This window comes from Bacillus clarus, assembly GCF_000746925.1.
In the GTDB taxonomy this organism is placed as follows: Bacteria; Bacillota; Bacilli; order Bacillales; family Bacillaceae_G; genus Bacillus_A; species Bacillus_A clarus.
The window spans coordinates 1-19,399 of record NZ_JMQC01000010.1; the positions used below are offsets into that span (position 1 = coordinate 1).

15 protein-coding genes are annotated in these 19,399 nt (G+C 32.8%); 4 read left to right on the plus strand and 11 right to left on the minus strand.

Annotated elements, in window-relative coordinates:
* Positions 1-143: 143 nt before the first annotated feature.
* The 4 genes from DJ93_RS28050 to DJ93_RS28070 all read right to left on the minus strand — a co-directional run bounded on the left by DJ93_RS28050 (position 144) and on the right by DJ93_RS28070 (position 4,540).
* Positions 144-1,598, minus strand: coding sequence for a plasmid recombination protein (locus DJ93_RS28050; RefSeq protein ID WP_042984775.1), 1,455 nt, complete (start codon positions 1,596-1,598; stop codon positions 144-146).
* A gap of 1,308 nt (positions 1,599-2,906) precedes the next feature.
* Positions 2,907-3,461, minus strand: a complete 555-nt coding sequence (locus tag DJ93_RS28060) for a GNAT family N-acetyltransferase (RefSeq protein ID WP_042984778.1) — start codon at positions 3,459-3,461, stop codon at positions 2,907-2,909.
* Positions 3,462-3,572: 111 nt separating this feature from the next.
* Positions 3,573-3,770: a hypothetical protein gene (locus DJ93_RS28065; protein WP_042984781.1), complete on the minus strand. Its 198-nt coding sequence runs from the start codon at positions 3,768-3,770 to the stop codon at positions 3,573-3,575.
* Positions 3,771-3,931: 161 nt separating this feature from the next.
* A complete protein-coding gene (locus tag DJ93_RS28070; protein WP_042984783.1) occupies positions 3,932-4,540 on the minus strand; it encodes a DUF3967 domain-containing protein in 609 nt (202 codons plus the stop codon).
* 521 nt (positions 4,541-5,061) lie between these two features.
* Here DJ93_RS28070 and DJ93_RS29705 point away from each other — a divergent pair.
* A complete protein-coding gene (locus tag DJ93_RS29705; protein ID WP_052109754.1) occupies positions 5,062-5,967 on the plus strand; it encodes an exosporium leader peptide-containing protein in 906 nt (301 codons plus the stop codon).
* A gap of 349 nt (positions 5,968-6,316) precedes the next feature.
* Here DJ93_RS29705 and DJ93_RS28080 read toward each other — a convergent pair whose 3' ends face one another.
* The 4 genes from DJ93_RS28080 to DJ93_RS28105 form a co-directional block, all read right to left on the minus strand.
* Positions 6,317-6,877, minus strand: coding sequence for a helix-turn-helix domain-containing protein (locus tag DJ93_RS28080; protein WP_042984785.1), 561 nt, complete (start codon positions 6,875-6,877; stop codon positions 6,317-6,319).
* A 618-nt stretch (positions 6,878-7,495) separates the two neighbouring features.
* Entirely contained in the window at positions 7,496-8,134 is a 639-nt protein-coding gene (locus DJ93_RS28090; RefSeq protein WP_000170177.1) for a MarR family transcriptional regulator, read from the minus strand.
* 256 nt (positions 8,135-8,390) lie between these two features.
* Positions 8,391-9,626, minus strand: a complete 1,236-nt coding sequence (locus tag DJ93_RS28095) for a plasmid recombination protein (protein ID WP_042984788.1) — start codon at positions 9,624-9,626, stop codon at positions 8,391-8,393.
* A gap of 1,309 nt (positions 9,627-10,935) precedes the next feature.
* Positions 10,936-12,033 (minus strand): YheC/YheD family endospore coat-associated protein, encoded by a 1,098-nt coding sequence (locus DJ93_RS28105; protein WP_042984790.1) that lies wholly within the window; start codon positions 12,031-12,033, stop codon positions 10,936-10,938.
* Positions 12,034-12,156: 123 nt separating this feature from the next.
* On the opposite strand from DJ93_RS28105, the gene DJ93_RS28110 reads away from it, so the two are divergent.
* Positions 12,157-13,392 carry an ATP-grasp domain-containing protein gene (locus tag DJ93_RS28110; RefSeq protein ID WP_042984793.1) on the plus strand — a complete coding sequence of 412 codons (1,236 nt, stop codon included), beginning with the start codon at positions 12,157-12,159 and terminating at the stop codon, positions 13,390-13,392.
* 135 nt (positions 13,393-13,527) lie between these two features.
* Here the strand turns inward: DJ93_RS28110 and DJ93_RS28115 are convergent, their stop codons facing one another.
* On the minus strand, positions 13,528-14,076 hold the full coding sequence (locus tag DJ93_RS28115; protein WP_042984794.1) for a MerR family transcriptional regulator: 549 nt from the start codon (positions 14,074-14,076) through the stop codon (positions 13,528-13,530).
* Positions 14,077-14,603: 527 nt separating this feature from the next.
* Between DJ93_RS28115 and DJ93_RS28120 the strand changes: the two genes are divergently transcribed.
* Entirely contained in the window at positions 14,604-15,869 is a 1,266-nt protein-coding gene (locus DJ93_RS28120) for a saccharopine dehydrogenase family protein (protein ID WP_042984797.1), read from the plus strand.
* Positions 15,870-16,319: 450 nt separating this feature from the next.
* Entirely contained in the window at positions 16,320-16,931 is a 612-nt protein-coding gene (locus tag DJ93_RS28125) for an SET domain-containing protein (protein ID WP_042984798.1), read from the plus strand.
* Between the two features lie 575 nt (positions 16,932-17,506).
* Here the strand turns inward: DJ93_RS28125 and DJ93_RS28130 are convergent.
* Positions 17,507-18,037, minus strand: a complete 531-nt coding sequence (locus tag DJ93_RS28130) for a hypothetical protein (RefSeq protein WP_042984801.1) — start codon at positions 18,035-18,037, stop codon at positions 17,507-17,509.
* Between the two features lie 597 nt (positions 18,038-18,634).
* Positions 18,635-19,327 (minus strand): hypothetical protein, encoded by a 693-nt coding sequence (locus DJ93_RS28135; protein ID WP_042984804.1) that lies wholly within the window; start codon positions 19,325-19,327, stop codon positions 18,635-18,637.
* Positions 19,328-19,399 lie beyond the last annotated feature (72 nt).

Sequence of the window (19,399 nt, forward strand, 5' to 3'; positions counted from 1 at the left end):
TGATAATCTATAACCAGACATTTAAATTTTAGGTATTTTCGTTGAATACCCTTTGAAAAGAGCCATGTTGGAGCATGGCTCTTTTTTTCATTCTATCATGTTTTCAATAACCTTAAAGATAAAAACAAAGTTTCCCTATTTTTTTACCGTTCCATATCAAAACCTCGATGTTTATTAATTCCTTTCTTATGTTCCTGTTCAAATTGGTTATCTACACCTTTCATATCCAACTCATTTTTAATAATCCCTCTAAACGCCTTAAATTTCTCTTTAAACACTTTTTTTGTTTGTTCATATAAAACCCTTATATTTGCTTGCAAACCCTCTATATGAGCCTTTAACGAGTTTATTTCACTATTTAATACACCAACTTCTTTTTGTAACTGACTTTTTTCTTGTTTCAATATTCGATTTCCTTCCATCCACCCCTCCGCATGTACTTTTAAACTTTCATTCTCTTTCACAAAATCTGTTTTTTTCAAACGCTCATAATCTTTTTTGATAGTAACCGCTGCATTCACTTGTTTTGTTAATTCTTGATATTGTTCTGGTGATAACACATAATTTCTTGTCTGTTTCTTCGTGATTTCAGCTTTTCCAAACATTTTATCCTGTACTTCTGTTATTACTTCTTTACGCAAAAATGGAATTTTAATAGGTTCATTTGGTACTTGATCCGCAACACTATCCAATTCTTTTTGCTGCTGTTTCACCTTTTTTTCTAACTCTATATATCGCTGACTAATCAGCTGTAACTTTTCACTTTCACTTTTTACTTGTTGTTCCACTTCTTCTAACTCTTTATATTTATCAACTACATGTGTTTTCACTATCTGTAATTCATTTACTTTTTCTTCAGCATGTTTCATATGATGGTCAAAAACTTCTAACTGCATTTCTTTTTCATATATTTCATTCTCAACAGTTGATTTCATTTCAGCATATTCCTTGTATTGACGGACTTTCATGTACTTATGTGAACCTACATTCGCTCGTTCAAATTCTGGAATTTGTTCTTTAGCCAAAGATTCAATATAAGCCGTTTCTGATTGTCTCCAATTTGCAATTAACTCCATCCCTTTTCCTTTTACGCCTTGTTGTTGCAAGGCTCTATCCATTCCGACACGCCTCGTTAATCCTCGACTACTTTCGAAATTCGGTACATAGTTAATATGTAAATGGGGATTTGCTTCATCATCATGTAAAACCATGTTATAGACTGCTAGATTTGGATTTCGCCCTTGAAACGCCTCCGCATACTGTTTTAACGCTTCTTTTTTAGCTTCTCTATACTTTGGGTCATCTTTACCCTCTCCAACCGCTACAACCAATTCTCGTTGCTCATGTGTCTTTGTATCTTTTTTTATCTTGTCATAATAATCCTTAATTTTGCGATCATTGCGTTTTTGTTTCTCGTTATACTTATCTACTACTTCTTGAAAGACATCCTTGTATACACTTCGGATGTCCTTTTGAACAAAGTAGATATTCTCTTCTAACCTGGATGGATCTATGCCAGGATTCCCATGAATGTTTTCTCTGTTATTATGGCTTAATGAACTTTGGTGAGATTGATTAAATGAGATAGAGAACAACATAAAGTGCCACCACTTTCTCTAAATTAATTGATACAATAAGTCTAGCAAGGCGACGAAATTGTGTCAATTAACGTAACCCTATATGTATTTTGACGCTAATGCATCAAAATCGATAGGGGTCTGCGACGCTTTTCAGCTTTGCCGAGCCGTTCTTAAGCACGGCAAAAACAAACCTTGGGCATTGCCCAAACCCACTGGGGAACTCTTCCCCAGACCCCCTTTATCCAACTCCCCAACCCCTCATTCCCTGAGGGGCTCCCTCGCCGGTAGGCAGGAACAAACAGTGGTTTGTTCAGTGCCAAGAGGGTTCGGGTGTAGTGTAGTTGGTCAAGTCAAATACTCCCTTCGCTTCGCTAGATCCGTTTTGATTGACCAACACCCGTAACCACTTCTCCCTAAATTCTAAACATTATCTTCTTCATTCACTGTAAACTTGACTTATTTTCCAATACTATATTTCCTTATTCATGCAATCTTGCATAAAATCTTGTATACACTCACTATCATTTGATAGTCTAATAAAGTAAAAATCATATGTTTTTTATATCAAAAAACAATGTTTGTCGAGAGTAAATCATCTTAACTGTAATAGCCAACTAAAGAAAAGGGCAGAATCTGAATTCAGGTTCTGCCCTTTTCTTTTTCACCTATAATCCACACTAAAAATAAAATAGAATCGTTACTATTACCAAGAACCCCAAATAATCCAAACTCTTTTGCTTATTTATAAATAAACTTTTAAATATTAGTTTGCTTCCATATTTAAAACACTAAATTTCAATGTTCTACTTTTTTTAATATGTAAGATTGCATATAAAAATATATTGATAAAAATGTAAGCGCTTACTATAATAAAAGCATAAAGATACATCACATCTTAGCATCAACAAAAGAGGAGGAAATAATATGGAAATCGCAATGGCAGTTTTAAAATTCGTAGGTGGAGCACTTCCGTTAGTTCAAGAACTTTTAAAAGCATTTATGTAAGTTTAACTATTTAGCAATTATTTATAGAAATTATCATACAAATGATCTGTATATCAAAGGTAAATTGATATACAGATCATTTGTGTGAGCAAAGTCCCTTTAAGCATTATTAAGGGACTTTTTTGTTATTATTGAAAGTAAACTTTTAAATATTTGTTTACTTTCATTTCCCCTTAAATATTGATTTCTCAACAATTCTCTTGATATCCTCAAAATACACAACAAAAGTATACATTCAAAAGACTATAAATAAAAAGGTTAGAACATTCATGAACAAAAAAGAAAAAGCTAGATATATGCTAGCTTTTTACATAAGTTCTGTTATCGAAAGTTATCATATTCATGTTTTAAAAGAGAATATACCTTAGAATCGCAATACATACCATTGATTATTACACTTTGTCTCAATGTTCCTTCATATGTCATTTTTAGCTTTTGCATAACTCTTTCAGATGCTGTATTTCTTACGTCACATCTTCCTTCAATACGATTTAAATCTAATTCTTGAAAGCCAAACTTTATTAGTTCTTCTAAAGCTTCGACGATAACTCCTTTTCCCCAATACAGTGGGTTAATAACAGCTCCTAAAGAAGCGCTACCATATAATAATTTCCAAATGCCACAGGTTCCAATAGCTTTCTGATCATCCTTAAAGATAATAGACCATGTGAAGGACTTACCTTTCTTAGCTGTTTCTATCGTGTTTTCTAAAAAAATACGAGTTTCATCTTTATTTTTGTGTACCTCTCGAGGTACATATGTAGTTGTTTGAGGATCCGAATAGACTTCAAATAAATCATCTAAATCATGAAAATCTAGTTTTTTTAATAAAAGACGCTTTGTTTCTAATATGGGAATTTCACATATATTTTCCATACTCTCACCTCAGTTAATCATTATTTTTATATTATATATCTTATTTTTATGAAATTTACATAACATCACTTATCAGCAGTCCGTTCACATAATCTGTATTATCAGTAATTTTCATTTATCTACTTTAAAATACTCTGGATGTTCTGCTTTCATAGATAAAATGTTACCACACTCTGTGCAAACATCAGCAATCACACTTGAAAATTGATTGAAAAGATTATCCGTACTAATAAGTCTTAAACATGCTTGGACATCTAATAAATCTTGCCTAATTTCTCTAAAACCACAATTAGGACATTTCTTATTCATTTTCAATTCCTTCTTCCTAAGATTTAGTTCACATAAAACCAGATTATCAGTAGTATCCAAAAAAGCTCAGGGTTCTCATATGACTCTAAGCTTTACCTTTTATATTCGTTTTTCTATATTTTTTAGAAGTGGCGAAAAATAATTAATCAAATTCTAAAAAATTATTTCCAAAACTCATACCATTTCTTATCTTTATTTGCTGCAATCATCTTCTTAACTTCCTGGACTTCCCTTATTGTTTGCATGAGCATTTCATCGCGTCCCTGATTCTTCGCTACGTCTTCGCTAGTATTCGTCGCTATAAACATTTGGGATTCCTGTATCGTTTGTATAGCGCTCAATAACTCTGATTCTCTTTGTGCAAATCGATGGTCTTGTTCAACTAAACGTTTGTTTAATTCTTGTAGTAATTCATTTTGCTTTTCAATGACCGCATTTTGATCTTGAAGCATCGTCTGTAGCGTCGTAGCGTTGAAATCTGGTTCTTCATAGCGCTCAATTTCTTGTCGCTCTAATGGCAACACCTCAACGCCTTGATGCCATGATACTATTTGTTTTGTGGCGTTTTCTAATGTCATGTTTGTGTCGTTCTTTAAGTTAATAACCTTACGAAAAACCATTACATCACTTTCTCTATACTTCCTATGCCCACGTTCATTCTTTATGAAAGTATAACCCTCTTTTTCTAATACATCAGCATACTTACGTAATGTACTAGATTGGATACCTAATTGCTCTGCCACGTCGCCAGGACTATATAACGTCTTCATAGCGTCTCACCTCAAAAATATATTCGCTATAGCAATGATATACCCTTTTTCCTAATAATTCACGTATCACTTTTTTCAAATTCTTAACTCTCATAATCTTCACATGATTAATTTGTATAGTTCGTATTACAGATCCACTCTTAGGAACACACCTCAATTTTAAAATTGAATACTCATTACATCTTAATACCCACATCAAAATCTTTTTTCTATATACAAGATTTTATGCAAAAAAAGAATAGCGGGGATCCCTAGAATCCCTGCTAAATCAACCATGTATAAAATACTTTATATTGATTTTACATAGAGTAAAAACAAACCCCCTATAAATACAAGAATTCTAGTAAAACCTTGCTACCGATAATTGTGCGTTATGTTAACCTCATATGTATACAATATACATCGTTCCTTTGAGAATAGTTTGTTTACAATTTGGATGACATTTTCTCCATTATTATTATCATTTTATATGTATTACGCATTTATTAATTAAGATAAATTTTTTTTGGAGGTGAATATATATGTCAAATAAAAATCATTCAAAGGGTTTAAATCCAGAAGAATTTTTATTCGCTTGTGCATTAGATCCTAACCTTATAGGACCAACACTATCACCAATTCCACCTTTTACTTTTCCAACTGGACCACAAGGAGTTACTGGACCTCAAGGACCTACTGGGCCTCAAGGAATTACTGGACCTCAGGGAATTACTGGACCTCAAGGAATTACTGGACCTCAGGGAATTACTGGACCTCAAGGAATTACTGGACCTCAAGGAATTACTGGACCTCAGGGAATTACTGGACCTCAAGGAATTACTGGACCTCAGGGAGAAACAGGGCCTCAAGGACCATCAGGTAATTGTTGTCCTTTTGAATCAGTTTGCATGCGATTTCCTAGCGGTACATTTAATTTTTTTAATGGGGAACAAATCATAATCAATGAAGTAGGTCCAGCAACTCCTTATCCATCTACTACAACCGTTTCAGGCTTGACTGGTACCATTGCTAAGGTAACGGTGACACTTTTCGATTTTTCACATCTTACCCCTGGTGAATTAAATATATTACTTGTTGGACCGGATGGGGTAACCAATACTATTCTGATGTCTTTTGCAGGTTTCATGAGTAATATCAATGTGACATTGACATTTGATGACAACGCAACAAGTTTTCTTCCGAGACTCCAACAAATTGTTTCCGGTACCTTTAAGCCAACAGATTTTTTTGGAATCCAAAACTTTCCGGGTCCGGCTCCTCCTACTTCACCAAGCGTTGCGCTTAGCAATTTTAACGGAATGAATCCGAATGGCACTTGGAGTCTTTTCGTATTAGATAGCTTCGCTCTCGATTCGGGTGCTATTGGTGATTGGGCATTAAGCATAACCACCCCTGAAAAGGAAGAATGTACTTTTACTCCTTTGTAAACTGGCTTAAAAAGACTATTAGGGGTCCAGTCCCGAAAGTGCGGATTTACAACGCTAAACTGTCTGCAGCGTTAAAAATAGAGCATTTAACAACGATAAAAATTTTGAGATAAGTCATATGAGACATCAGCAAGCCTTATTTAGAGAAAAGTTAACAGAACTTTAATTCTGTTACTTAAAATAATGAGTGGCCCCCAAAAATAGTAATCGTTGTCGTGCCCCTATTAGTTACATTAGAACAATGATAACTGGATTTGAATTGATGCTTCTCACTTCCTACTTCGAAAATTATGTAAACACAAAAGTCCTCCAGTTAAGCAATCCAGAGGAATTTTAATAATTTTCTAAGTTATCTTTCAAATACACTTAATCCTAAATAAATCAAACTATAACTAATTAAAGCACTTGCAAGCATCAAACCTATTTTTAATAATTTGTCTTTTATAGTAGGCCTTACTTCACTTACAGGTTTTCCCTCTATAAAATCAACTATTTGACGATAAGTTTTTAAATTATGCTCTTTTTTTATGTTTTCAACTTGCTGTGATGAAAACATAAGTAAAATCGTAAGTACCAAAGGTATTATAAGACCATAATAACCAAAAAAGTAAAATACAGGTGCAATAGAAATAGGAAGTATAATCATTGATGCTAACATGATGTAACTCCACTTAAAGAAAGTTGATTTTTGAAGTTCTTCTTTCATGATCTTTACATCTCCTTTAACTAAATCATCCAGGGAGACATTAAAGAGAATACTCATCATTAATAAATTATGAATATCTGGATAGTTCCTTTCATTTTCCCAGTTAGAAATAGATTGTCTGGAAACATGAATTTTTTCTGCTAACTTCTCTTGGGACATATTATCCCGTTTACGAAAATATTGTATTTGTCTACCAATGTTCATTTATACATCTCCCTTAAGTTTGAGGTTAAGTTAAAGGCTAATTAAAGACTACCAAATTTCTTTATAATAACGTGATTCTAAGGTGTAAAAATGTTTTATCATGCTATTTCCCCCTGTTTTTGGGTTGGGGGCTGGCTGGGGGTCTGGGGGCTACACCCCCAGGAACTTAACGTAACTGAATATGGAATAAGCTCATTATTTAAATCGATAGAACTAGCGGTTCGGCGGGTATAATTGCTAATCCAAGTCGAGCAACTTAACCCTGTTTTTGGTCTGTTCGGCTTGGCGAAAACTAAAAACCCGCCGAAAAAAGTTTTGCAAGGACAAGAATCAAAAAGAAAAGGCGATAGCCTTTAGGTGAGGATAAACGAACCGACTTTTTTGATTCTGAGGGTGGAGATTTTTGAGTGGTTTTCTCAAAAATACAACCCGTTCCTTGCGGAACTTTTAGCCCTATATATAAGAGTGAGAAGAGCAAAGTAAAGAAAGTCAGTAATATCAAGGTTTTATAGAAGATAGGGTGTCAAAAAAAAGTGACACCAGTGTCAAAAAAAAGTGACACCTAAAAAAAGGTAAATAAAAACAAAAAAAAGAATGCAAGAAAATTTTTGCATTCTTTTAAAATAAATAAATGGGTAATTTATGTTTTTTCTTTCCTTGATCTTCAACTTTAAAATTTCTTAATGAATCCCTAAAAATATGTTGAGTTGCTTTGTCTATTCCATCTTTAGGAGAGCAACACATAACATTTGGATTTACAAACCATGTACGACTAGTACAAACTCGTCCATCTTCAGTTGTAACACCTGATTGTGCAACTGCTAATACTCCCTTTTTTAATAAACCATTCATAACACTAGAAATACTTTGACGAGTCATTTTAAACTTTTCAGCTAAATATGTAGGTGATGCTGGATTATTTGTCTCACGTTCTACAAGAACATTGGTTTTAAATTCTACAGATGAAGTTAATTTGAATAAAAAAGCTTCTTCCTTACTGCTTAAATAACCTATTTCAATCAGATAATCTATATTATCCATTATAATTTGCACAAATCTCACCCGATCTGTAGGTTTTTTCTTTTTACCTATGAAATATTCTTCCCCACCAGACATTTTACTTAACATCTGTAAAAGCATAGCTCTTTCTTCTTCTGAATAACCACCAGTTTGCAATTGGTCATAAATACTATCAATCTTGCTATCTCTTATTTTCGCTTTTTTTTCAGCTTGTCCAAAATCTACAACTTTTGTCATAAAATAATTCTCTCCCTTAGTGGAAGGAATCAACTTTTATATGTTAGAATGTATATAGAATATATATTGGTTGATTCCAACCTTATTAAGAAAAACCGCCTGCCGTCCAAAGCATGGGCGGTTTTTCTCGTTTATACGTCTTTCTTTATAATAACATGAAACACCTTGTTAAAGCTTTCCATCTCTTGCAAAAACACAACATTCAATCCTCTTTTTCTTCTTCAAACTCATACAATTCAATGCTTTCATCATAATCCTATCTTTCTCTATCAAAATCCCGATGTTTGCTTATTTCTCTCTTATGTTCACGTTCAAATTGATTATCTATTCCCTTGCTATCCAATTCATTTTTAATAATCCCTCTAAACACCTTAAATTTCTCTTTAAAAGCTTTTTTCGTCTGTTCATACAAAACTCTTATATTCTCCTTCAAATCCTTTATATGAGTTTTTAATGAGCCTATTTCAGTATTTAATTTTCTATTCTCCTCTTTTAACTTCAAATTTATCTTTTGGGATTCTTTTAAAGAGTCATGCAAACTATCAACTTGACGATTCAATTCCTTATTTTCTTTTACCAAATCCGTATTCTGCAAACGCTCATAATCTGTTTTTACAGTGACTGCTGCGGTTATCAATTCCTCTATTTTTTCGAGTTGCTTTGGAGAAAAAACATAATTACCTGTCTCCTTTTCTATGATTTCAGGTTTACCAATTAATTTTGGTTTTACCTCTGTCTTAATCTCTTTCTTTTTGGTCTTTAACGTAATTTTATTATTAGGCAATTGCTTACTTAGCTCCATAAATTGATTCTCAATATTAGAAACTGCTTCAGCATATTCCTTGTATTGACGGACTTTCATATATTTATGGGAACCCACATTGGCACGTTCAAAATTTGGAATTTGTTCTTTAGCCAAAGATTCAATATAAGCCGTTTCTAATTGTCTCCAATTCGCAATTAGCTCCGTTCCTTTTCCTTGTACGCCTTGTTGTTGCAAGGCTCTATCCATTCCGACACGCCTCGTTAATCCTCGACTACTTTCGAAATTCGGTACATAGTTAATATGTAAATGGGGATTTGCTTCATCATCATGTAAAACCATGTTATAGACTGCTAGATTTGGATTTCGCCCTTGAAACGCCTCCGCATACTGTTTTAACGCTTCTTTTTTAGCTTCTCTATACTTTGGGTCATCTTTACCCTCTCCAGCCGCTACAACCAATTCTCGTTGCTCATGTGTCTTTGTATCTTTTTTTATCTTGTCATAATAATCCTTAATTTTGCGATCATTGCGTTTTTGTTTCTCGTTATACTTATCTACTACTTCTTGAAAGACATCCTTGTATACACTTCGGATGTCCTTTTGAACAAAGTAGATATTCTCTTCTAACCTGGATGGATCTATGCCAGGATTCCCATGAATGTTTTCTCTGTTATTATGGCTTAATGAACTTTGGTGAGATTGATTAAATGAGATAGAGAACAACATAAAGTGCCACCACTTTCTCTAAATTAATTGATACAATAAGTCTAGCAAGGCGACGAAATTGTGTCAATTAACGTAACCCTATATGTATTTTGACGCTAATGCATCAAAATCGATAGGGGTCTGCGACGCTTTTCAGCTTTGCCGAGCCGTTCTTAAGCACGGCAAAAACAAACCTTGGGCATTGCCCAAACCCACTGGGGAACTCTTCCCCAGACCCCCTTTATCCAACTCCCCAACCCCTCATTCCCTGAGGGGCTCCCTCGCCGGTAGGCAGGAACAAACAGTGGTTTGTTCAGTGCCAAGAGGGTTCGGGTGTAGTGTAGTTGGTCAAGTCAAATACTCCCTTCGCTTCGCTAGATCCGTTTTGATTGACCAACACCCGTAACCACTTCTCCCTAAATTCTAAACATTATCTTCTTCATTCACTGTAAACTTGACTTATTTTCCAATACTATATTTCCTTATTCATGCAATCTTGCATAAAATCTTGTATACACTCACTATCATTTGATAGTCTAATAAAGTAAAAATCATATGTTTTTTATATCAAAAAACAATGTTTGTCGAGAGTAAATCATCTTAACTGTAATAGCCAACTAAAGAAAAGGGCAGAATCTGAATTCAGGTTTGCCCTTTTCTTTTTCACCTATAATCCACACTAAAAATAAAATAGAATCGTTACTATTACCAAGAACCCCAAATAATCCAAACTCTTTTGCTTATTTATAAACAAACTTTTAAATATTAGTTTGCTTCCATATTTAAAACACTAAATTTCAATGTTCTACTTTTTTTAATATGTAAGATTGCATATAAAAATATATTGATAAAAATGTAAGCGCTTACTATAATAAAAGCATAAAGATACATCACATCTTAGCATCAACAAAAGAGGAGGAAATAATATGGAAATCGCAATGGCAGTTTTAAAATTCGTAGGTGGAGCACTTCCGTTAGTTCAAGAACTTTTAAAAGCATTTATGTAAGTTTAACTATTTAGCAATTATTTATAGAAATTATCATACAAATGATCTGTATATCAAAGGTAAATTGATATACAGATCATTTGTGTGAGCAAAGTCCCTTTAAGCATTATTAAGGGACTTTTTTGTTATTATTGAAAGTAAACTTTTAAATATTTGTTTACATTCGAATGACTTTAAACATTGACTTCACAACAAATTCCCTAATATCATCAAAATCAACAACAAAAGTATACATTCAGAACACTGTAAATAAAAAGAAATCAAAAAAACACAATAATTTTAAACCATAAATTCTATTACTATATTTTTTTATTTCCCTTTTCTTATTTATAGTTATCAGCTAAATATCTAGCATAGTGAATTAAGTTTCTAGCTATATCTAATTCAAGATTAAATATATTAGGTACACCTGGTCTCCAATTCACCTCAAACAACCACAGTTTTTGGTTCTTATCAATCCCGACATCAATTCCTAACTCATCAAATAATACATCTTCATATAAAGAATTAAAATGGTTAGAAAAACTTACCGCAAATCGCTCTAAATACCTTTGAATATTATACCAATCGTTATCAAACTCCGTTTTTAAAAAAATATCTAAATAAGTACTATAACCACCACTAGCCATATTTGATACAATACTTCCTAATGGACCTATCCTTGGGAATATTGAAGTAATATCCCAATTTCCTTCTCCATTTCTTTGAACATGCAATCGAAAATCATAAACATGACCAGATTTCATTTGACATGAAATAAACTGTTGAACAATGTAAGCTTTTTCCTGAATTTTATCAGATATAAAGTCTAATAATTGTTTTTTATTAATCAATAAAACTTGTTCTGGCTCCTTCAAACTGTAATTCATACCACGTTTTTCAATGAAAAAAATACCCTTACCTTGATGTCCAGAAACTGGTTTAATAATAACTTTTTCATAACGATTAATCATATCAAAAAAATTATCAACATCATTTAATTCATAAAAAGGAATAAGATATTGCTTAAATTTCTCCCCTTTTTTTATTCTGTTATATACACTTAATTTATCCCCAATTGAATGACTTGTGAACGGAACCCTATCATATAAATAATCATAAATTTGCTGATTGTTATCACTAATATAAACACTTGCATTATAAATAACATCAGGAAAAGAAAATTCTTGTTCAATCCACTTACCATTTTCATAAATTTTACCTAAAATCTTTTCAGTTTCTATATTTACTTTCCCTAAAGTAAAATAAAAAAAATTTACACCTTCAGCTTTTGCTACAGCAGCATAAGCATATGCTTTATTTACCATGTTCGGATCTTTCCGATGATGAAGCATACCAACTACAGTCATATTGGTTCCTCTTCCCCTCTTTCTAAAGATCTTTTTCAGCTCAAATACCAAATTCATTATATATATATTCATACCCTTCCGTATTCAACCAATTTCCAAAAAATCAAGAACAAGCTTAACCTCATTTTAATATTCTACCTATATAAATAATAAATCTAAGGTTTTATAAAATGATTAAGGTTAAGGTGACATGAGATGGATACTATTGTTTTTATTGAAACAAATAAATCTGGATCAAGTAGAGAAGCAATCAAAGCAGCGGAAAAACTTAATTTTTTTACTGTTTTGTTAACTAATAAAACAAAATTTATTAAAGAACGCACTATATTCCCTGATGTACATCAAATGATTTTTACTGATATAAACGATTATGATAATATAATTACAACAATTAAGAAATTAGAAAAATCAGGGAAGAATATAAAAGGAATCTTTAGTTTTATTGATCCTTTTGTTTATGTAGCTGCACGTTTATCAGAAAAATTTTGCTCAAGTGTTGTATCTACTCAAGCAATCTACCAAATGGAAAATAAAATATTAACTCGTAATGTACTTCAAAATTTACCAATCTCACTCAATTATTTAATTTACAAACCAACAGAACCATTATCATCTTTTCTTGAAAAAACTAAAAAAATGGAATTTCCTCTTATTGTAAAATCCCCTAAATCAACAGGATCAAAAGATGTATTATTAGTAAAAGATAAAAATCAATTAATTTCATCTATACAAAGTCTTTTAAAAAAACTACCTAATGAAGAAATTTTACTTGAAGAATATGTAAATGGCCCTCAATACTTAGTCGAAATTTTAGTTCAAAATGGAAAAATTAATATTATAGCAGTAATTGAACAAGAAGTTACACTTTTTGAACGCTTTATTGTTACTGGTTATTCTTTACTAGGACAGGTAAACAATAATCTATATAATAGTCTTTTCAATGCAATTAATTCTGTTATTCAGGCTTTTAATATGAAAAATGGAGCTTGTCATCTAGAACTTCGAAGAATAAATGACATTTGGAAATTAATTGAGATAAATCCCAGAATATCAGGTGGAGCAATGAATGACATAATTGAAATTGGACATGGAATCAACTTAGTACAAGAGACTATTCAATTAATGTTAGGAAATAAACCTTCGCTAAATAAAAAACATTATAAGTATGTGTACACTCATTACCTAACAGTTAAATCTAAAGGAACACTAATTCGAGTTACAGGGAAAAATCGTAGTTCTAAATATCCTGGTGTCGAAAAAGTTTATATAAAACCTAAAAAGGGAACTTTCCTAAAACCACCTACATCAATGGGACATCGATGTGGATATGTTATAGCAACATCCTATCTTAAAACAGAAGCTAAAAAAATAGCTTTAGAAGCTGCTAAAGAAATTTCTTTTGAAATTAAAGTAATAGATACAATTTATTAAAAATCAAAAACCATAACACATAAGAAATCATTCTAGATCTATGTTTCATTTATAAACAATGAATCTATCTAAAAAGCCTAGAAAAAGTTCCTTTAGAAAAATCTAAAGGAACTTTTTCTTTACAAAATTAATAAATTAATCTTTAAATAAACCGAAAAAACCTTTCCGTTTTTGTTTCTGTATACTTCTAATGTTTTCAAGCAATAACTGATCTCGTTCCTCTAACTTTTGTTCTATAAAAATTTCTAATTCACCATTTTTACTCTCTACTTCAGTTAATTTTCTCTCAGTATTAACTAACTGCTCTTTTGTAGTAACTAATTCATTTGTAATCTCTTGTAATTTTTGAACTAATGCTTGATTGAACTCATTTTGTAATTGCTGATTTTCTAATACTTTATCCAATTTCTTTTCTAATTCTGATTTTTCTTCTTTCGAAACAAATAAATCAAGTTCTCCATTTCGCCATGCTCGAACTTGATCATAAGACCATTTTTGCACCTGTATTTTTTCTCTTATTGCTTTTAATTCTTCAATATTTTCCTTAGAATATCTACGATGTCCTCCCTGGCTTCGCTCAGTTTGTATATTAAATTCGTTTGACCATACTTTTAATAAATCGGGAGTAATCCCTAAATTATCCGCAACAATTTTCGGTGTATACATTTCCGATTTTAGTTCCAATTTTAATTCCTCCTAAAAAACAGAATGAGTTTTTTCACTCAAAAACACTATTATATCAACATTTTAATTCAAATCGAAATCCACTCAAAACTGATTTTACAATCGATTTTAAAAACGAATTAATTTCGAAATGAATATCGATTTTTAAATTTGATACTCCTTACTTCTCGACTCATTATCAAAATCTTTTTAACTTATAAAAAATTTTATGCAAAAAAAGCAAAAATAAAATAGCGAGAATCCCAGGGATCCCTGCTATATCAAAATGTATAAAATCCTGCATATCAATCCTTACTCCAAACAAACAAGAAACCCTCATCATAAAAGGGATTACTCAAGGAATACCACTATCAATAATGAGACGTTATGTTAACCTAACATAAATACAGTATTCATATGTGTAATATAACCATTTTCATTTTCCTATACATCCATTTTGCACAATATAAAAGCTACATTAGTATAAATAAACAAACACTTTTCCTTTTATCGAATATACAAGAATAAAATAGGAGGTGAAAACAGAAATGACACAATCTCAACTTACTCTTTCCCTACTCGGAAGCAGTGGTGGAGTTGCCAAAGCTATTCTCGCCCTTCTTAATCAAACTGCACAGGATAAAAAAGATCCTATTTATTCTTATATAAAAAATTGTACCATTCATCTAATTGATATCGACCAAAAACCATTATCCTACTACGCAAGATTTTGTAATGCCCTACAGAACAAGCTTGTTCTACATGAGTTTGATTTAAGCGACTCCTCCTTATTTCGTACTCATTTACAACAAACAACACCAAACATCGTCATAGACGTTTCATGGGCTGATACCGTCAAAATGCTAACTGACTGCAACGAATTTGGCACACATTATATTAACACCGCTATAGAATGTCCTGAAGTTGATGACAATGAAGCAATTGCACGATTCGGTTTACTCGAACGGTATCGTATATTTGCACAGCATAAGGATCGCTTCCAAAACATAACAAGCATCATCGGTTCTGGTATGAATCCTGGGGTTGTACAATGGATGATGCTGCATTTGATGCAGCAATTCCCTGAAGAACAACCTATCGCCAGCTATATCGTTGAGCATGACACTACCTTTTATAAAAATGCTAAACTTGCTCAAGAAAACACCATTTACACAACATGGTCTCCTGAATGCTTCCTTGACGAAGCAATCCTCAATTACCCACTCTTCATGAAACAACATATTCCAGTTGTACTGTATCAGGATGTGTATCAACAAGAGTTTAAAGTAACATTAGGCGATATTCAATTTTACGGCTGTCTCATGCCCCATGAAGAGGCTGTCAGCTTAGGAGAATGGTTCGACGGAGAAGTTGGCTTTCTTTACAGAGTCAATGAGCATACAACCAATGCAATTCGCAGCAATCTTAAAACAGTAGATGATTTATGGGATTGGGAGCATAAAGTACTTCTTCCCGATGACGCTGAATTAACAGGTGCCGATCTCATCGGAATTCTTCTTGTATATAGCAATAAAGAGCGTTTTATATATAACGTAATAAACAGTGATGCTATGTATACACGCTTCCATACTAACGCAACATACTTCCAGGTTGCATGCGGCATTTACGGAGCACTTTCCTCATTAACACTCGATTCATTGCCATTAGGTTGTTATGTTGTAGACGACTTGCTTCGAAAAACATCTTCCCGTTATGGTCAATATGTATCATACTATATGAAAGATTTTATTATTGGAGAAAATGACAAGACTGACGGACTATTACTTAACCGTATGAAAAAAATAGATATGTAAACAATTCTTTAACGATCTCATTTCAATATAAGGGACCTGACGACATTTCATAAATTTTATACGCTAAGACAACTAATATAAATTTCTATACCCAAAAACGGTCAAAGAGTGATGTTTAGAGTCTGTATAGCAATGGAACCAAATCACGCAATAAGCATTAGCGAACATAAAAGAGGTGTTTTTAATAATACAATATTCGCTAACAATACTTACAGGACGTTACTAATTAAAAATCCTAATGATTAACCTATAAGTTTGCTCTAATTCTTATAAAAAGTATATTTTTAGAGTCAAAAACACATTCTGAGTTATTTTTCGTATCCGCTAATACTAGTTGCATAATATTTATCCATTGCTACACAGCCCCCTGTATAAGTAAAATACAGGATGCTCCCTGATCTACATATGCATATTCTATAGAAGTCTGATAAGGGAGAGTGAACAAAACAGATGATACATCCTAATACTGAGATTCGCTTTATAAGTGAAGAAATAGGTGTTGGAGTAGTTGCCACAAAATTTATTCCTAAAGGAACAATTGTATGGATAGCGGATGATCTTGATATGGTTTTAGAAGAGGCGTATATAGAGTCTCTGGACAAAGCCCGTCAAGAGGTTATCTATAAATATGCTTATCCAGATAACGAAGGTCGATACATTTTAAATTGGGATCATGCGAGGTATATGAATCACAGTTTTCATCCAAATTGTACGGAGACTGCATATGAACTACAGTTGGCTGCAAGTGATATTCAGCCTGGCGAACAATTGACATCTGATTATGGTGTTTTAGGCGACGATGTAAGCTTTGAATGTATTGAAGAAGGTACAACAAGAAAAAGCGTAAAAGAAGATGATTACTTGCATTATTATCAGGAATGGGACGATATGACAAGAGAAGCTTTTAAATATTTTAATAGTGTTGAACAACCATTAAAATATCTGATTAGAAAAGAATTTGTAGACAAAGTAGATGCAGTTGCAAGTGGCCAAAGACCATTGGATTCTATTCTTACTACTTTTATGGACACAGAACAAGATAATAATGGAGAAGAAGCTTAAGTGAACAGGTAATTCCTTCTTTTTCTCACATTTTGGTTGTCATACCCCAACTTGCAAAACATCAAATCAACCTTATTAATTTGTGGTCTAGATATTTCTCTTGTTCAACTTGAAGATAAAAAATGTAAAACTAAAAAATTTTGCAAGGACAAAATCAAAAAAGAAAAAGCATTAGCCTTTAGGTGAAGATCAACGAATCAACTTTTTGATTTTGAGGATGGAGATTTTTGAGTGTTTTTCTCAAAAATACGACCCGTTCCTTGCGGAACTTTTAACCCTATATATATAAGTGAGAAGAGAAAAGTAAAAAAGTCAGTAATAACAAGGGTTTATAGAAGATAGGGTGTCAAAAAAAAGGTAAATAACAACAAAAAAAGAACGCAAGAAAATTTTTGCGTTCTTTTAAAATAAATAAATGGGTAGTTTATGTTTTTTCTTACTTTCTTCGCTTCACTAGGTCCGTTTTGATTGACCAACACATATAACCACCTCTACTTACATATCAATCTTTCTCTATAAAAAACACCCTCAGATAAACTGAGAGAACCCTTAAAATTCACATTATTTTTCTTTCTTTAATCACATTTTTCTATTTGGTCGCCTTCTTCACCTGCGTTTACTGCCAAACTATCCGTTCCGCCTCCAACTGCATGTTGCTGTTTAGTATTAGAACTTTCGATGGCAGCGTTAGTTCCCGCTGCACTGTCATCTCCACCACCACTTGCCACTTGAGTAGCACTAGCCTGTTCCTCACTGGTTTTATTAATTTGATTATTGATGATAAGTACAACTTCTGCCTCTTCATCCGAGGTTTCTTTTTTCACTTTATGCGGTTCAATCTGGTCCCCACTAATTCCTTTATTTATCGCTTCGCCTCCAGCGCCTACTGTTTCTTGCTGTCGAGTATTCGATGAATCGATTGCTGCATTACTTCCTGCTGCACTGTTTTGTCCGGCTCCACTGGCAATTTGTGTTGTATTCGGTGCAAATGTAATCTGATTATTAATGACAATGACAATTTTTCGTTTATCAGCAAAATTTCCCAAATTAATTTCTTGTCCATCTTTTTTTACAAATCGAAACGTGATTTTTTCATTGTTTTCCATTTTTTAACCCCCTTTGTAATATTAAATGACTAGAAAATGATAATGGATTGGACAAGGGTATTCTTTTATAAATATGTGCAACCCAACCCACAATAAGAGTTGTATTACCAGGTTCCGGTAGTTCCCTTGCTTTTTGTTTAGAGTGCTGGTTCGTCGTGTGGGGGCGAGACCCCACGGTTTGAAACGTAACGTTATGACGGGTAAGAGCAAGTCTAGGACAAATAATCTGGCGGTTCGGCTCGTATACTTGCTAGTCCAAGTCGAGAACCATTGCATTGCTTTTTGTCCTTCGGCTTGGCGAGAAAAGCACACGAGCCGAAAAAAGTTCCGCAAGGATGGAGCGAAGCGAAAAAGGTGGAGATTTTTGAGCATTGTTTGCTCAAAAATACGACCTGTTCCTTACGGAACTTTTAGCCTTTAATAATAGTGATAATAGAGAGCATCTACAAAAAACGTATAAATCCCTTGATATCACTGGGTTTAACGAGCTTTTTAGGGTGTCACCTTTTGGTGACATTTTTTTGTTTTTTGTCACCTTTTCGTGACACCTAAAAAATTACATATAAGCAAAAAAAGACTGTATCGAATTGATACAGTCTAAAAAAATCTAACTGGTAATTTTACTTTTTTACCATTTTGATCTTTAAGATTTTTCAAAGAGTATTGAAATAATCTCATTGTCAATTTATCAAGTTTCACTTCATTTTTCCGAGGTGCACAAATCATTATATAAGGGTTTACTATCCATGTTCTAGGGCTTACAGTACGACCGTTTTCAATAATTTGTCCTGCACCTTCTGGATTAAGTAAAATTTCTTTTTTCTTCAACGAATTCATAATAACAGATGTTTTTTGTCTTGATTTTCCTATCATATCAGCAATTTGAGAAACTGTTGCGGCCTTCGGCAATTCAAAATCATCTTCAACAATATTTTTTCGTTTCTTCTTAAACTTATCATCTCTACAGATAATTACATTACTTCTAAATTCTAAATAAGCTTGAATTCTAAACAAAAAACTTTCTTCTGCTTGAGTTAAATATTCAATATTATTCAATAAGTCTAAATTTCTATGCATCACTTGGTTAAATGGTTCTCCAGCAAATGGATCTTTATTAGTTCCAACGTAATGATCTTCTCCAGTTAACTCTTTTAACTGTTGCAAAAGAGACTTTTTTAGTTCTTCAGCTTGGTCCCTTTGTTTTGCATCTTTCTCAAAATCTCTTTTTCTAGCATTAGCATTAACTTGGTTTAAAGCTTGTCCTAAAGTTTGTTCATTCTCTTCTTTCATTATGTCAATCCCTCCTCTAATTGAGGGAATCAAAAAAAACACCTATTTTTTGCTATTTGATTATGAATCAAA

Coding starts and splice junctions, on each gene's coding strand:
- DJ93_RS28050 (WP_042984775.1), bottom strand. CDS start 1,598: ATGTTGTTCTCTATCTCATTTAATCAATCTCACCAAAGTTCATTAAGC.
- DJ93_RS28060 (WP_042984778.1), bottom strand. CDS start 3,461: ATGGAAAATATATGTGAAATTCCCATATTAGAAACAAAGCGTCTTTTA.
- DJ93_RS28065 (WP_042984781.1), bottom strand. CDS start 3,770: ATGAATAAGAAATGTCCTAATTGTGGTTTTAGAGAAATTAGGCAAGAT.
- DJ93_RS28070 (WP_042984783.1), bottom strand. CDS start 4,540: ATGAAGACGTTATATAGTCCTGGCGACGTGGCAGAGCAATTAGGTATC.
- DJ93_RS29705 (WP_052109754.1), top strand. CDS start 5,062: ATGTCAAATAAAAATCATTCAAAGGGTTTAAATCCAGAAGAATTTTTA.
- DJ93_RS28080 (WP_042984785.1), bottom strand. CDS start 6,877: ATGAACATTGGTAGACAAATACAATATTTTCGTAAACGGGATAATATG.
- DJ93_RS28090 (WP_000170177.1), bottom strand. CDS start 8,134: ATGACAAAAGTTGTAGATTTTGGACAAGCTGAAAAAAAAGCGAAAATA.
- DJ93_RS28095 (WP_042984788.1), bottom strand. CDS start 9,626: ATGTTGTTCTCTATCTCATTTAATCAATCTCACCAAAGTTCATTAAGC.
- DJ93_RS28105 (WP_042984790.1), bottom strand. CDS start 12,033: ATGAATATATATATAATGAATTTGGTATTTGAGCTGAAAAAGATCTTT.
- DJ93_RS28110 (WP_042984793.1), top strand. CDS start 12,157: ATGGATACTATTGTTTTTATTGAAACAAATAAATCTGGATCAAGTAGA.
- DJ93_RS28120 (WP_042984797.1), top strand. CDS start 14,604: ATGACACAATCTCAACTTACTCTTTCCCTACTCGGAAGCAGTGGTGGA.
- DJ93_RS28125 (WP_042984798.1), top strand. CDS start 16,320: ATGATACATCCTAATACTGAGATTCGCTTTATAAGTGAAGAAATAGGT.
- DJ93_RS28130 (WP_042984801.1), bottom strand. CDS start 18,037: ATGGAAAACAATGAAAAAATCACGTTTCGATTTGTAAAAAAAGATGGA.
- DJ93_RS28135 (WP_042984804.1), bottom strand. CDS start 19,327: ATGAAAGAAGAGAATGAACAAACTTTAGGACAAGCTTTAAACCAAGTT.